We start from the raw sequence: 13,767 nt of genomic DNA on the forward strand, positions 1-13,767 counted from the left end.
CGGGTATAGGTGACGACGACATTATCGGCACTTATACGCGGGTTGAAATCGCACATGCCCGAGGTTGACCCGGCAGTCGGACCACAAACGCCGTCACTGCCGCTGATTAACCGCTTCATTCCCCCGTCAATGCAGGGCGTAAGCCCCGCCCCACAGCGCAGCGAAAAGCCGACGTCACCGACCGGAACCGGGTCGCCGGGTTCCGGTTCGCCGCCATAAACGGTCATCTGGGCGAAATCCGGGTGGATCGGGTCCGACACCGCCAGAAGCCTTGCGCCCAGTTGCATCGCCTTGGCGGTCTGGTTCCACTGAAAGATCACGAAGCCGAATTCGACAAAGGCCGCGATCATCAACAGCATGATCGGCAGGGTCAGCAGCGCCTCGGTCAGGCTGAGGCCACGTTCGTCCCGGCGAAACCGTCGCAGCACCCCTACCATCCGATGTACCTTTCGGTATGGGTGTAGGTGAAGGTGATCGGTTCAAGCCCCAACAGGCCGAACATCGGCGAGGACGCATAGATCAGCCGCCCCGTCACAACCACAAGGTCATCGGGGCCGGGCGGGCTGGGGAAGGCATCCTGTGCGGGCGCGATCACCAGATCGGCATCGCGATACCAGTTCGGCACGCGCAAGGCGCCAGTGCCGGCGGGGTTGCCATAAAAGGCAATCTTGCGCGCGATGTCTGCGCTGCAGGTGGCGCTGAACTGCCCCGTCACGGGCCGACACCGCGACCAATAGCGCGCGGCATCGCGCACCCCGGTCTGGACCAGCTGGCGTTGCCAGAAGATATTGCCGAATTCCAGAACCCCGACCGTCAGGGCCGTCACCACCGGCACCGCGATCAATGTTTCGACCAGCACCGAGCCGTCGCGATCAGACGCGAACCCCCGCAGCATATGTCGAAACCGTCGCAGCACTGCGCACAACCCCAATGTGGCGGGACCGCGCCCGCCGGTTACAGTTCAGATCCGCCATAGCGACCCACCAGACCAACCCGACGGACCCATGCCCGGCCTTACCCGCCAAGCTTCGGGTTCGATGCCTGTGGCGGGAACGGGTTGATCGTGTGGATCGCCGTGTTCCCTTCGGGCGCATCGCCCACCCCAAGCGTGATTGAATCGCGCCGCGTCATGTAATCGGCACAGCCCGACAGCGCCGCCAGCGACAGGGCCAGCACAAGGCCCTTATTTCTTGACAATAAGCGCATCGTCGAACTCCAGATCGATCATGTGGCCAAAGGGGCCGATGACACCGTTACCCTCTTCAAAGGCCCGGATCATGTTCTTGTTCACCTCAAGCATGCCCAGCAGGAACAGCTCGACGTCATTGGACGACCGCGTATTGTCCAACGGCGAGGACAGCGGCTGGTTCGGCGTTCCCGGCTGCACCAGACGCGGCGTGACCAGGATCACCAGATCGGTTTCATTCTTCTGGAAGGCGGTGGACCGGAACAGCGTGCCCAGCACCGGGATCTGGCCGATCCAGGGCACCTGGCGCACGTTGCGTTCGTTATCCACCTGCAGCAGCCCCGCGATTGCAAAGCTTTGCCCATCACGCAGGCTGACCGTCGTATCGGCCTTGCGCGAGATGAAGGCCGGCTGACCATTCACCGAAACCGAGGTGTCGATATCGCTGACCTCGGGGCGGATCCGCAGGCTGATCAGCGAATCGTCCAGGATCTGCGGGCGGAAGTTCAGCCGCACCCCATATTCGCGGTAATCCGTTTCGGTGGCGATCGCGCCATTCTCGGCAGTGACCGCCGTGGTGATCGGAACCTCGCCGCCCACCACGAAATTCGCCTCGATTCCGTTCGAGGTCACCAGCGTCGGGTTCGCCAGCCGCCGCGCCAGACCCTTGTCTTCCAGCGTGTTGATGATGACGTCGATTTCCATCCCGGCGACTTCCAGCAGGTTGCCGATGAAGTTGCCAAAGGGCACCGCATTCTGCCCGGCATTGCCGCTGGTCTGGCCACGGATCACGCCGTTTTCGCTGGCGATCAGGTTCACGCCCAGCATGCGCCCGGCATTGCGGCTGACCTCCAGGATACGCACATCCAGCTGCACCTGCTGCGGATCGGTGACGCGGATCGCATCGACCACCGGGTTTTCGGTATATTGCTGTGCGATTTCCAGGATCCGCTGCTTGTCGACATTGTCGCGCACCGACCCCGACAGCCGCACCCGGTTGTTCACATTGGTTACCGTCACCGCCGCCGAGGGCACGGCACGGTCGATAGCACGCTGCAATTCGCCGAAATCGACCCGCACGCGCAGCACGATCACGCCCATCTGCCGCTTGTTGGCATCAAAGAAGGTGACATTGGTCGCGCCCGACTGGTTGCCCTCGACGTAAAAGGTCTTGTCGGTCAGCGGAAAGACCGCCGCCACATCGGGATTGCCCACCAGAATATCGGTAAAGGACTTGTCGGTTTCCACGGTCAGGGTGAAGCCCGGGCTAAGAACGATCGGCTCGCGCTGGCCGCCCTCGCCCAGCACGACAAAGCGATCCTGCGCCGCGGCCTTGCCCGCCGGCAGAACCGCCATCCCCAGCGCCAGAAGCATCAGGCAGGCCACCCCCCTGATCCAGCCTGCGCCTGCCGCTTGCATCCGTTTCGCCATCTGCCCTGCTCCGATCCCGTTTGCTTGTCAGTTGCCGGCGTTCGCCTTGACCTTGTATTCCACCCGCTGCCCCGCATGCAGCACACCGATCGTCGAATAGGCGGGCGGCGGCGGCGTCACCGGCACCTCGACCACGCGTTCCACGATCACGGGGTCCGGCGCGGGCCCGTCTTCGCCGCGCGCCTGGATGTTCTGTTCCACGGTCGCCAGACGGTCCGTCACCTCGGTGCCCACCTGGCGCAACATGTCCTGCAGCGTGGCGATCTGCGCCTCCAGCTGCGACTGTTCCACCTGGGCGGCCATGCTGCGGGCCAGCTCGGGCTCGCCCAGATCGATCGCGGTCACCCGTTCGGGCATCTCGATTTCCGTCGAGACCGCATTGCGCAGCGCCAGCGACAGCGTGCCCACCGATGCCGCCAGCGTCAGTTTTTGCGCCTCGGGGGTCGATACCTCGAACGTCACGGTGCGCACCACGCTGGGCTGATCCTTGCGGTCATCGGCGATCTGGTCGATGGCCAGCACCTTCACACCCTGCAACAGCACATCGACAAAGGCCTCGCCGTCATTGCCACCGCTGCGCGTCAGCAGCACATCCACCCGGTCGCCGGGCAGCACAAAGCCCGCCACGCCCAGCACATCGTTCACCCGGATCGACACCGCCTTCATCCCCGGCGTCAGCGCCGTGGACAGCTTTGCCCGCTGCCCGGGGTTGGTGACCTTGGACGTCAGGACCGGCTCGCCCTCTTCCATCGATTCCAGAACGAAACGGGCGTTGTCATCGCCGGTGCCGACCAGCGGCGGAATCGCCGTGAACGCCCCCGGCGGCTTGCGGTCGGCGGGCCAGACGATCGTGTCAAGTTTATCCGGCGTCAGCCGTTCGCCAAAGCGCAGCGGCTTGGCGGCAACCACGATCACATCCTTCGGCGCCTCATCGCCCGATTGAACGGCCTCGGCAAAGATCCGTTCGCGCTGTTCGGTCAACCAGTCGCGCGCGACGAACACGGCGACAAGACCCAGGATGATCGCGATGATCAGGCTGATGACGGTGGTTCCGCGCATGTATCCGGTATCCTGCTTGCCCCTGTGTCGCCCGATTTCAGCGGCACCGGCGCGGCCCGCCGGGCCCTGCGCAAGCGCCCACCGCGGGCCACTTGTTCTCAAGTTGACGTTTCCTGCAAAAGGATCGGAAATCAACCCTTTTGAGAGGGCTCCGCCCCCGGAAGGGACCCGGGGGCGGAAAGGGTGTCAGGTTTGCAACATTAGGGGGTAACGACCCCATTGTTCGAAGCCGCAGTGTTTCCATCAGGATCGGTAACGTTTTCGCCAAGCCAACTTGCCCAGAGGCCCCAGCCACCGCCGAGGTTAGCACCAAACAGCAGAACCGCAGCAATCACGGCCGCAGTCAGCAGACCCAGCAGGATCAGATATTCCGTCAGCGCCAGACCGTCCTCGTCCTTCTTGAAATGGCGAAAATGCAGCGACGCGTATGAGATGAGTTTGATCATGTCTATCCTCGTTTCCTTTAATTCATTCGGTCAATCGCCATCCGGCGCATTGCCGAACGCCCCCAAGCCGGAAGGTCAGATTGCGGCCATCCGAAAGACCACCGCCCGCCCTTTCGAGCTTTAATCAAATCCTAAGCAAAAAATCAGTTTGAGACCATGACGCAAATCAACCCCCGCCACAATCGCCCGAATGTCACGGCAACTTTGTGGCATTTTCAGCAGAACTGTCCCCAAAACCGGAACACTGATCGCGCAATCACAATCATGGGTTGCATTTAAAAACTTTCACTCTCTGCATCTCAAAAGATCGGATTCAAGCAATGATTGTAAATCGATCCACAACTACAATCCTGGGGCAATTTTGATTCGCCCCTTACCGCACCAGAACCGCCTCATCCCGGACAAAGGCATCCAGCGTCCCATTGCCGCCATTGCCGGTGATGTCGATGATCTCGACGTCGATGGTGCCATCACCCGTGCCCTGTTTCTGCATCGGGTTGACCATGAAGATGCTGGCAAAGGAATTGACCGGAAACTGCGTCACACCATTGCCGCCATGGGCAAGGCAATCGACGATCGCGGCAAACATCACGCGCGGGTCGTCCAGCGGATCCGTGGGCAGATCGGCGGGGTCGGGGTTACTGCATTGCGGGAAACCGCTTTCGCGCCGCCCATTGGCGCCAACTGGGACAGACCGATCAGCGATCATATCCTGTTCAATCTCATACCGATACACGTCATAGCGTGACGGCAGAACCTTGCCGTCGGAATGCATGACGTTCTTGAAACTGCTCATCTCCTCACGCTCTTCGCGGGTCAGTTCGGGCCGTTCGGTGGTCAGCGGCGTGGCCTGTGCGTGGTTCTTTTCCCAGTATTCGGCAATCGGCCAGTCCCCGGACCCGATCGCAGCGCCCGGCACACCCTGGCCAGGGGGCGCCATGATCGAATTGTCCGGGAATGCCTTGAACGGCAGAAACGCCGGGTCAGAGGTCAGCGACGTGTTGCAATCGCTGTTCCCGAAATAGCCCTTTCGCACATTCGCCGCCGACCGAAATTCATCCTTCCGGCTGTTGAACGGCCCATCGTAAATGTCGAACCGCACGTTCAGGCCCTGTGAAATACTGACCGCCGCCCCGGGCTTGGTCGTCACGGTTGAATTGTCGTAGCAACTGGGGTTATGCCCGCCGGCAAAGACATTGCGGATGGTATTGGCGCTGGCGCTGGAATCATCATTCGCACCGCGCACCTGAAGAAACCCGAAATTGCCGGGCTTGGCGGTGCTGTTACCCGGCGGGTGCAACTTGATCAGCCGCGCATGCAGATCGCCGCGCGCGAAGGCGCTTTGCAGGTCGGCCCCCTCGGGTTCTTTCTCGAACGGGTTGCAGATGAACAGCGGGGTCACATCGCAGGCCGCCGTACGATAGGTCGCCACAGCCGAGGCCCCCACAGGCACATCTTTCTCCTCGTTCGCAAGCCAGGGGACAAAGCTGACAAGCGCCCGGACAAAGAAGGAATGCAGGGGCCGGGATTCGGAATAGACATAGACATAGCGCGCATTCGCACCGCCGGTGTCATGGTTTTCCGGCGCGATGAACGTGTTCGGGTCAAGCGGGTCGTCGTCGCTGACGGGAATCGCGGTCAGGAATTCGACCCGGAAATCACCCCCCGTATCGGCCGAATAGGCCAGATCAATGTGAACATCATCGCCGACGATGCCAAGAAAGCTGACCGAATTGGTGATCTCTTCCATCGCGGCCTTGGCGCGCACGATCGCATCAACGCCGCCGTCAAGTTCACGCGCACCGGCAAGGGCCAGCGCATCCGCCGCGGCGGCGTGATCGGAATGGGCATTGTTCCCCCGACCGACATCGATGATCAGCAGCGCAAGCCCCATGAACGCCGGCAGCATGATCAATGTGAGCGCCAGCGCATAACCGCGTTCGTTCCTGAAAAAACGTCTCATCATCTTTCGGTCTCCGCGGTTTTGCCCGCCGCCCGCTGCGGAAAAGATCACCTGCCGTGCGGGCCACATGCCAGTTTGCTACCAAAAGTATGGGCTGATACCGCTTTGGCGCAAGGGGCCAACGCGTCACAGCCAGCGCGAAATGATGGCCCCCATCGCCGCCAGCGCCATCGGCACGCCATAGGGGATGCGCCGGCTGCGTGACAAGTCAGCCACCCGCGCGGCCAGCCGCCCCGCAGGCAGCCAGCGCCCGCCTGTTCTTATCAGGATGAGCACCAGCAACGACACGGGCAGCAACAGCAGCGCAAAGACCGCAAGCCCCGGCCACCCGATCAGCACCCCAAGCGGCAGATACAGTTTCGCATCCCCCGCCCCCATCATCCCCAAGAGCCAGAACACGAAACCAAGCGCGAACAGCAGCCCCCCCGCCGCAAGGTCCGGCACCAGCATGTCCCGGCTGCGCAGCGCCAGAACCGCGGCGGCAAGGACGATCATCCCCAGCACATGCAGGTTCCGTATCCGCAGCGTCCAGAAATCGATGATCGCCAGCGCCGCGAACCCGGCCAGCGCAAGCAGCATCAGACCATCGTGGACCAGCCCGGCCATGCCCTGCGCCCACGCGCCCGCCGGGCGTCAGATCCCCTGCAGATCGCCACGGCTGCGGCGCTGATAGCCGGACGAATTGCGCAGCAGTTCCAGGTTGTTCGCTACCGTCTCGTTCGCGGGGTCCATCTCATAGGCGATCAGGAAATGCTTGCGCGCAAGCTGCAGGTTGCCGCGCAGCAGCTGCGAATAGCCATAGTTGTTGTGAAACTCGATCCGGTTGCCGATGATCGGCTGCAGCTTGCGATAGGCCACATCCGCCTGATCGAACCGGCGCAGACGGTCCAGCGAGGCAGCATAGATCAGCAGCGCCTGCGGATCGCTTGACGCCACCTCGACCGCGCGCTTCGAGGCCGTATGCGCCTTGCCGTAATGGCCGTTCTGGAACTGGGTCTTGGCGGTTACGATCAGCTGGTCATTCGGGTAATAATCCCCCCGCGACGCGGTGTCAGCCACGCTGGACCCCGGATCCCCGAAAGACGAGAAATCGCCCAAACCGCCTTCGGTGCAGCTTGCCAGCATCGACATCGCAAGGATCAGGCCCGTAACACGCATCTTTCCACCCTGATTATTGAAATCAAACTGTTGCGCGAAATAGCCCGGCTGTCCACAATGCGGACTACGGATTTTCACATCTATTGCAGGAATGACACTCTCATTTCGATGTATTTCGTCAATTCTGCGGCACGTCGGGCCGCATGGCGCAAAGCCGGTGGCGGCGGGGCTGGCGTGATGTATCATGGGGCTGGGCACGGGCTTTCCCACACGAACGGCCCCGCCGGACGACGGGGCAACGGACCAGAACCAAGGGGGCGGAATGCGCTATCACAGACCCGAAAGCTTTGAAGATGCGGTGGCGCTTGCCGCAGGTTCGGGCGGCACGACGCGGTTTCTGGCCGGCGGCACCGATGTGCTGGTGCAGCTGCGCGCGGGGCTTGTGACGCCGGACGATCTGATCGACCTCAAGCACATCCCCGGTGTGGGCGACATTGCCCGCACCCCCGATGGTGGCTGGCGCATCGGCATTGCGGTGTCGGGCGCGCAGATGGGCCGCCACGCCGGGCTGGCACACGACTGGCCCGGTGTGGTCGAGGGGATGCAGCTTGTCGGGTCCACCCAGGTGCAGGGCCGCGCGACGCCTGTAGGCAACCTGTGCAACGGCTCGCCCGCCGCGGATTCTGTGCCCGGTCTTGTGGCCGCAGGCGCGCGGGTGGACATTCTTGGCCCGGGCGGCGCACGCAGCCTGGCGGTGGAAGATGTTCCTACCGCCCCCGGCCACACCGCGCTGCGCCCCGGCGAAATCATCACTGCCATCACCCTGCCCCGGCGGGGCACGCATACGGGCGATGCCTATCTGCGCTTTACCCCGCGCACCGAGATGGACATTGCCGTGGTGGGCGTGGCCGTGAACCTGCGCCTGGACGGCGGCCGGATCGCGGCCGCCCGCATCGCGCTTGGCGCGGTGGCGCCCACGGTGATCCGCGCCGATGCGGCCGCCGCGGCGCTCATCGGCACCCCGCTTGATGATCCTGCGCTGGCGGCGCTGGCGATCGCGGCCCGCGCGGCGGCGAACCCGATCAGCGACAAGCGCGGCACCGCCGATTTCCGCAAGGAAATAACCGGCGTTCTGGTGCGCCGGGCGGCACGCATCGCCTATGCGCGCGCACGGGCCCATACGCAACAGGGAGCGAAGGAATGACCAGGATCCATGTGACCGCCACCGTGAATGGCGACCCGGTCGAATTTCTGGCCGACCCGCGCGAAACCCTGCTGGATTGCCTGCGCGACCATCTGGGCATGACCGGCTCGAAAGAGGGCTGCGGCACAGGCGATTGCGGGGCCTGTTCGGTGCAGCTGGATGGCATTCTGGTTTGTTCATGCCTGGTACTGGGCGTCGAGGCCGAGGGCCGGTCCATCGACACGATCGAGGGCATGGCGGCGGGGGGCGATCTGCACCCGCTGCAGCGCAAGTTCATCGAACATGCCGCGCTGCAATGCGGGTTCTGCACGCCGGGCATTCTGGTCGCCGCCAGGGCGCTGCTGGATCAGAACCCGGACCCGACCGAACAAGAGGTCCGCTATTGGCTGGCCGGAAACCTGTGCCGCTGCACCGGTTATGACAAGATCATCCGCGCCGTGATGGATGCGGCCGCGGAACTGCGGGGGGCGGCGTGATGGCCAAGGACGAAATCCAGCGGACCTATCGCCTGATCGGCACCCGCCCCGACCGGCCCGACGGGCTGGACAAGGTGACGGGCCGGGCGCGCTATGGCGCCGACATCTCGGCCCCCGGGATGTTACACGGCGCGGTGCTGCGGTCCCCCCATGCCCATGCCCGCATCCTGCGGATCGATGCCGGCAAGGCGCTGGCCCTGCCAGGCGTGAAGGCGGTGGTGACCCGCGCCGATTTTTCCACAGGCCTGACCGGCGAGGACTGGAACCTGCAGGAAAACACCATCGCGGGCGAGGTCGCGCTGTATGACGGGCACGCGGTCGCGGCGGTGGCGGCGACATCGCGGCTGATCGCGCAGGATGCCTTGCGCCTGATTGCGGTGGACTATGAAATCCTGCCCCATGTGACCGATGTCGATGCCGCGATGCGGCCCGATGCCCCCGCGATCCGCCCCGGCGCGGCCGATCATTCGGTACCCGAAGGGCTGCATCCCAATGTCGTGAAATACCTCGACTTTGGCCATGGCGATCTTGAGGCGGGCTTTGCCGCCGCCGATCTGGTGCGCGAACAATCCTACACGACCGAGGCAACCCATCAGGGCTATATCGAACCCCATGCCTGCCTTGGCCAGCTGGGCGCCGATGGCAAGGGCGAAATGTGGGTCTGCACCCAGGGGCACTGGTACATCCGCCGGATGGCCGCCGCCGTTCTGGGCATCGAGGCCGCGCAACTTCGGGTCACGCCCTCGGAAATCGGCGGCGGGTTTGGCGGCAAGACCACGATCTTTATCGAGCCGCTGGCACTGGCGTTGTCGCGCAAGGCGGGCGGGCGCCCGGTCAAGATGGTGATGAGCCGGGCCGAGGTGTTCCGCGCCACCGGCCCCACAGCCTCGGCCGCGATGAAGGTCAGGATCGGCATGAAAAAGGATGGCACGCTGACCGCCGGCCAGGCCGAATTCCGCATGCAGGGCGGCGCCTTCCCCGGCGCCCCGGTCAGCAGCGCGCTTTACTGCGCCTTTGCCAGTTATGCGATCCCGGCGGTGGCGCATGTGGGCTATGACGTGCTGACCAACCGGCCGAAATGCGCGGCCTATCGCGCCCCGGGATCGCCCATGGCGGCCTTTGCCGTCGAAAGCCTGATCGATGAGATGTGCTGCGAACTTGGCCTTGATCCCTTGGCGGTGCGGCTCAAGAATGCCGTGCGCGAAGGCACGAAATCCAGCTATGGGCCCACCTATGGTCCCGTCGGGCTTGTGCAATCGCTGCAGGCGGCGCAGGCGCATCCGAACCTGTCGGTGCCGCTGGGCCCCAATCAGGGGCGCGGTGTCGCGGCGGGGTTCTGGTTCAACCACGGCGGCGAAACCTCGGTCTCGCTGGCGATCGGTGAGGATGGCACCGTGACCGTCTCGGTCGGCACGCCCGACATCGGGGGCAGCCGCGCCTCGATCGCGCTGATGACGGCCGAAACCTTGGGGATTCCTTACGAAAATGTGCGCATCAACGTGGTGGAAACCGGCGCGCTTGGGGTGAATGAACCCACCCACGGCAGCCGCGCGACCTTTGCCAGCGGCAAGGCCGCGGTCATCGCCGCGCGCCAGGCCATGACCGAGATGTGCCGCCGCGCCGCCGCCGCCTGGGGCATCGACCCCGAGGCCGTGGACTGGCAGGATGGCGCCGCCGTGCCCGCCGGCCCCAACGCCGGCAAGTTTCCCCCGATGCCCATCGCGCAAATCGCCGCCCGGATGGGATCGACCGGCGGGCCCATCTCGGGCCATCATGAGGTGACGGCAGGCGGCGTTGGTGCAAGCTTTGGCGTGCATGTGGTCGATGTCGAGGTTGACCCCGAAACCGGCCGTACCACGGTGCTGCGCTATCTGGTCGTGCAGGACGCCGGGCGCGCGATCCATCCCGCCTATGTCGAGGGGCAGTATCAGGGCGGCGCCGCGCAGGGCATCGGCTGGGCGCTGAATGAGGAATACATCCATGACGCCGAAGGCCGGTTGATGAATCCGGTGTTTCTGGATTACCGGGTTCCCGTCGCCTCGGACCTGCCGATGATCGACACGGTCATTGTCGAGGTGCCGAACCCCGGCCACCCCTATGGTGTGCGCGGCGTGGGCGAAACCGGGATCACGCCGCCGCTGCCGGCGCTGGCCAATGCGATCGCCGCGGCCACCGGCGCGCGACTGCGCAGCCTGCCGATGTCACCACCCAGGGTTCTGGCCGCGATCCGGGCGCAGCGCGGTGATTAAGGTCCATCTGTGGTCGGGCCTGCGCCGGGTGACGGACGGGCAGACGGTGGTGTCCGTCCAGGCCGCAACGTTGCAACAGATGCTGGATGCGCTGGCCACGGCGCATCCGGGCCTTGTGCCCTATATCCGGGCGGGCGTGTCGGTTTCGGTGAACGGGGTGATCGTCACCGACCTGCTGTCACCCGTCGATCCCGGGGATGAAATCTATCTGATGCAATACCTGAAGGGCGGCTGACGCGCGCCGGGCCGGCATCAGTGCCACAGATCGCGCAGCGATTTGCGCAAGGCGCGTGTAACCTGGTCGATCTCGCCCTGCGAGGTCTTGATCCGCAACAGGTCAAAGACGGCTGCCACGGCAAGCTCGGGCTCGTAAAGCGGCGTCACCTTGAAGGCCCCGCCCACCCGCGTCAGGAAATCCTCGCGTGAGCGGGGGTGGACGGGGGTGTGCCCGGGCACCCAGCCCTCATAATAGATGCCCCGGATCAGCACCGGCAATTGCGCGCCCAGATCCGCAGCCTCGGCCACGGTCAGGTAATCGCGCAAGGCATGCAGCGTTTCGCGCAACAGCATGTAGGCGCGGCCCCGTTCGTTCCAGCCCAGGGCGTCTTGCAGAAAATTCAGCCATTCGGCAACAACCTGCGGCGCATGGTCGATGGTTTCCAGTCCGGTGATCTTCATGCCCCTGTCCCTTTCCCCGCGCGATACCCGCGCGGCCAGATGCTGCGCCCCGAAACGTGCCCGGTCATTGACGGCAGTCAATGACCGGGCACGTCGCGCTGGTATCCTGATGCCGTCAAGTCAGGGGATATCATGCAACGCCAACCCGTCATCAGCTGGCACAATATGGACCGATCCGACGCGATGGAAGATCTGGTTCACAGGCGGCTGGCCGCGGTCGAACAGTTCTGCCCCGGCCTGATCGGCGCGCGGGTGGTGATCTCGGCGCCACAGAACCGCCGCCATACCGCGCGCGGCGTGGATGTGCGCATCCATCTGGACCTGCCGGGGCCGGATGTGGATGTCGCCAAATCCGTGCGGCAGGGTCACACCGCCGATGATCTGACACTGGCGATCGACCGGGCCTTCGGCACGCTGGAAGAGCGGCTGAAGAAAACCCGCCAGCGCATGGACCCGCAGGCGATGAAGGCCCACCCCACCGTGCTGCACGGTGAGATCGTGGAACTGGACGCCGCCTTGGGCTTTGGCTATCTGCGCGGCGACGACGGGCAAGAGGTCTATTTCCAGAAAGACAGCCTGGTCACCGGCGACTGGGACCGGCTTTCGCCGGGCGACCGGCTGCGCTTTCGCGAAATGGATGGCGACAAGGGGCCCTATGCCGTGGACATTGCCCCGGCATAAGGCCCGGCGTCACCCCCTGCCCCGCCGCGGTCAGGCCCATTCCCCGCCGCGGAACACCGGAACGCGGGTGCCATCGGCGGTCAGGCCGTCAATCTCGGTTTCGGCCGATCCGATCATCCAGTCGACATGGATCAGGCTGGAATTGCCCCCCTGCGCGGCGATCTGATCCGCGCCCAGGCCCGCGCCATTGACGAAGCACTTGGAATAGCACTGGCCAAGCGCGATGTGGCAAGCGGCGTTTTCATCGAACAGCGTGTTGTAGAACAACAACCCCGATTGCGAGATGGGTGAACTGTGCGGCACCAGCGCCACCTCGCCCAGCCGCCGGGCGCCTTCGTCGGTATCCAGCAGCTTGTGCAACACCTCTTCGCCCCGGGTGGCGCGGGCCTCGGTGATGCGGCCTTCGGCAAAGCGCACCTCGATGCCGTCGATCAGGCTGCCCTGATGCGACAGCGGCTTGGACGCGCGGACACAGCCCTCGACCCGCCGGGCATGGGGGGTGGTAAAGACCTCTTCGGTGGGGATGTTGGGGTTGCAGACCACCCCGTTCTGCGCGACCGAGGCACCGCCGTGCCATTCATGCCCATCGGCCAGCCCCACCGTCAGGTCGGTACCGGGCCCGCGGAAATGCAGCGCGGCAAAGCGGTGGCCGTTCAGCCATTCGGTGCGCGCGCCAAGTGCTGCGTTATGCGCGGCCCAATCCGCCACCGGGTCCGCCCCGTCCAGCCGCGAGGCGGCAAAGATCGCATCGGCCAGCCGCGTCACCGCCTGATCGACCGGCAGGCCGGGAAAGACGCGCGCCGCCCAGGATGGCGTGGGACAGGCCGCGATGGTCCAGTTGATGTCGAAGTTGGAAATCTTTTCCAGCGCGGGCTTGTAGGCCACCGCATTGGCCTTGCCCGCGCGCGCCACCCGGGCCGGGTCCTGCCCGGCCAGCAACATCGGATCTTCGCCCACGATCGCCATGCGCGCCGCGCCTGCAGCAAAGGCCTCGGCCATGCCGGCATAAAGCCAGCCCGGCGCGCGGTCAAAGCTGGCGTCATCGGCATTGCCGAAGCGCGCAAGCGTCACCTCTTCATCCGACAGAAGCGGGGTGACAACGCCCGCGCCCGCCCGATAGGCCGCCGCCGCGATCCGGCGCACCAGCGGCAAGGCCGCGACCGGCGCGGTCAGGATCAGGTCCTGCCCGGGTTGCAGGTTCAGCCCGACACGCACGGCCACCTCGGCCAGACGGTCAAGTTTCGCGGGATCCAGGTCAGGCGCAGTCATGGGTAATCCTTTCTTCAGGCTTGCCCG

Annotated in this window: 16 protein-coding genes; 5 read left to right on the plus strand and 11 right to left on the minus strand. The window is 64.7% G+C overall.

The genetic code is table 11. The features are described from left to right. The 9 genes from ACK8OU_RS13360 to ACK8OU_RS13400 form a co-directional block, all read right to left on the minus strand. Positions 1–428 (minus strand): TadE/TadG family type IV pilus assembly protein (locus tag ACK8OU_RS13360; RefSeq protein ID WP_410303915.1); only part of this gene is annotated, 428 nt, incomplete at its 3' end. A 2-nt stretch (positions 429–430) separates the two neighbouring features. Next, positions 431–859 carry a TadE/TadG family type IV pilus assembly protein gene (locus ACK8OU_RS13365; protein WP_410303916.1) on the minus strand — a complete coding sequence of 143 codons (429 nt, stop codon included), beginning with the start codon at positions 857–859 and terminating at the stop codon, positions 431–433. Between the two features lie 155 nt (positions 860–1,014). Continuing rightward, positions 1,015–1,197: a hypothetical protein gene (locus ACK8OU_RS13370; protein ID WP_410303917.1), complete on the minus strand. Its 183-nt coding sequence runs from the start codon at positions 1,195–1,197 to the stop codon at positions 1,015–1,017. After that, complete coding sequence (locus tag ACK8OU_RS13375; RefSeq protein ID WP_410303918.1) at positions 1,184–2,617, minus strand: type II and III secretion system protein family protein; 1,434 nt, start codon at positions 2,615–2,617, stop codon at positions 1,184–1,186. Before ACK8OU_RS13375 ends, ACK8OU_RS13370 begins: the two co-directional genes overlap by 14 nt. A gap of 27 nt (positions 2,618–2,644) precedes the next feature. Next, on the minus strand, positions 2,645–3,676 hold the full coding sequence (gene cpaB / locus ACK8OU_RS13380; protein ID WP_410303919.1) for a Flp pilus assembly protein CpaB: 1,032 nt from the start codon (positions 3,674–3,676) through the stop codon (positions 2,645–2,647). Between the two features lie 200 nt (positions 3,677–3,876). After that, positions 3,877–4,122 carry a Flp family type IVb pilin gene (locus ACK8OU_RS13385; RefSeq protein ID WP_410303920.1) on the minus strand — a complete coding sequence of 82 codons (246 nt, stop codon included), beginning with the start codon at positions 4,120–4,122 and terminating at the stop codon, positions 3,877–3,879. Between the two features lie 373 nt (positions 4,123–4,495). Next, positions 4,496–6,088 (minus strand): TadE/TadG family type IV pilus assembly protein, encoded by a 1,593-nt coding sequence (locus ACK8OU_RS13390; protein ID WP_410303921.1) that lies wholly within the window; start codon positions 6,086–6,088, stop codon positions 4,496–4,498. 123 nt (positions 6,089–6,211) lie between these two features. Then, positions 6,212–6,691 carry a prepilin peptidase gene (locus tag ACK8OU_RS13395; protein ID WP_410303922.1) on the minus strand — a complete coding sequence of 160 codons (480 nt, stop codon included), beginning with the start codon at positions 6,689–6,691 and terminating at the stop codon, positions 6,212–6,214. A gap of 27 nt (positions 6,692–6,718) precedes the next feature. After that, a complete protein-coding gene (locus ACK8OU_RS13400) occupies positions 6,719–7,243 on the minus strand; it encodes a hypothetical protein (protein ID WP_410303923.1) in 525 nt (174 codons plus the stop codon). 262 nt (positions 7,244–7,505) lie between these two features. Here ACK8OU_RS13400 and ACK8OU_RS13405 point away from each other — a divergent pair, with 262 nt between their 5' ends. The 4 genes from ACK8OU_RS13405 to ACK8OU_RS13420 are packed head-to-tail and all read left to right on the plus strand — an operon-like array spanning position 7,506 to position 11,347. Continuing rightward, positions 7,506–8,387 carry an FAD binding domain-containing protein gene (locus tag ACK8OU_RS13405; RefSeq protein ID WP_410303924.1) on the plus strand — a complete coding sequence of 294 codons (882 nt, stop codon included), beginning with the start codon at positions 7,506–7,508 and terminating at the stop codon, positions 8,385–8,387. Further along, a complete protein-coding gene (locus ACK8OU_RS13410; RefSeq protein ID WP_410303925.1) occupies positions 8,384–8,863 on the plus strand; it encodes a (2Fe-2S)-binding protein in 480 nt (159 codons plus the stop codon). The genes ACK8OU_RS13405 and ACK8OU_RS13410 overlap by 4 nt, the downstream gene beginning before the upstream one ends. After that, positions 8,863–11,112, plus strand: coding sequence for a xanthine dehydrogenase family protein molybdopterin-binding subunit (locus tag ACK8OU_RS13415; protein WP_410303926.1), 2,250 nt, complete (start codon positions 8,863–8,865; stop codon positions 11,110–11,112). Before ACK8OU_RS13410 ends, ACK8OU_RS13415 begins: the two co-directional genes overlap by 1 nt. Further along, positions 11,105–11,347 (plus strand): MoaD/ThiS family protein, encoded by a 243-nt coding sequence (locus tag ACK8OU_RS13420; RefSeq protein ID WP_410303927.1) that lies wholly within the window; start codon positions 11,105–11,107, stop codon positions 11,345–11,347. Before ACK8OU_RS13415 ends, ACK8OU_RS13420 begins: the two co-directional genes overlap by 8 nt. A gap of 17 nt (positions 11,348–11,364) precedes the next feature. Here the strand turns inward: ACK8OU_RS13420 and ACK8OU_RS13425 are convergent, their stop codons facing one another. Then, on the minus strand, positions 11,365–11,790 hold the full coding sequence (locus ACK8OU_RS13425; RefSeq protein WP_410303928.1) for a DUF2267 domain-containing protein: 426 nt from the start codon (positions 11,788–11,790) through the stop codon (positions 11,365–11,367). 132 nt (positions 11,791–11,922) lie between these two features. On the opposite strand from ACK8OU_RS13425, the gene ACK8OU_RS13430 reads away from it, so the two are divergent. Then, positions 11,923–12,471, plus strand: a complete 549-nt coding sequence (locus ACK8OU_RS13430; protein WP_410303929.1) for an HPF/RaiA family ribosome-associated protein — start codon at positions 11,923–11,925, stop codon at positions 12,469–12,471. Between the two features lie 30 nt (positions 12,472–12,501). Here the strand turns inward: ACK8OU_RS13430 and ACK8OU_RS13435 are convergent, their stop codons facing one another. Then, positions 12,502–13,740, minus strand: a complete 1,239-nt coding sequence (locus ACK8OU_RS13435) for an aminopeptidase (RefSeq protein WP_410303930.1) — start codon at positions 13,738–13,740, stop codon at positions 12,502–12,504. Positions 13,741–13,767: the final 27 nt, after the last annotated feature.

The sequence above is a fragment of the Pontitalea aquivivens genome (assembly GCF_046507575.1).
GTDB lineage: Bacteria > Pseudomonadota > Alphaproteobacteria > Rhodobacterales > Rhodobacteraceae > Pontitalea > Pontitalea aquivivens.

Coding starts and splice junctions, on each gene's coding strand:
- ACK8OU_RS13375 (WP_410303918.1), bottom strand. CDS start 2,617: ATGGCGAAACGGATGCAAGCGGCAGGCGCAGGCTGGATCAGGGGGGTG.
- cpaB (WP_410303919.1), bottom strand. CDS start 3,676: ATGCGCGGAACCACCGTCATCAGCCTGATCATCGCGATCATCCTGGGT.
- ACK8OU_RS13385 (WP_410303920.1), bottom strand. CDS start 4,122: ATGATCAAACTCATCTCATACGCGTCGCTGCATTTTCGCCATTTCAAG.
- ACK8OU_RS13390 (WP_410303921.1), bottom strand. CDS start 6,088: ATGATGAGACGTTTTTTCAGGAACGAACGCGGTTATGCGCTGGCGCTC.
- ACK8OU_RS13395 (WP_410303922.1), bottom strand. CDS start 6,691: ATGGCCGGGCTGGTCCACGATGGTCTGATGCTGCTTGCGCTGGCCGGG.
- ACK8OU_RS13400 (WP_410303923.1), bottom strand. CDS start 7,243: ATGCGTGTTACGGGCCTGATCCTTGCGATGTCGATGCTGGCAAGCTGC.
- ACK8OU_RS13405 (WP_410303924.1), top strand. CDS start 7,506: ATGCGCTATCACAGACCCGAAAGCTTTGAAGATGCGGTGGCGCTTGCC.
- ACK8OU_RS13410 (WP_410303925.1), top strand. CDS start 8,384: ATGACCAGGATCCATGTGACCGCCACCGTGAATGGCGACCCGGTCGAA.
- ACK8OU_RS13415 (WP_410303926.1), top strand. CDS start 8,863: ATGGCCAAGGACGAAATCCAGCGGACCTATCGCCTGATCGGCACCCGC.
- ACK8OU_RS13425 (WP_410303928.1), bottom strand. CDS start 11,790: ATGAAGATCACCGGACTGGAAACCATCGACCATGCGCCGCAGGTTGTT.
- ACK8OU_RS13430 (WP_410303929.1), top strand. CDS start 11,923: ATGCAACGCCAACCCGTCATCAGCTGGCACAATATGGACCGATCCGAC.
- ACK8OU_RS13435 (WP_410303930.1), bottom strand. CDS start 13,740: ATGACTGCGCCTGACCTGGATCCCGCGAAACTTGACCGTCTGGCCGAG.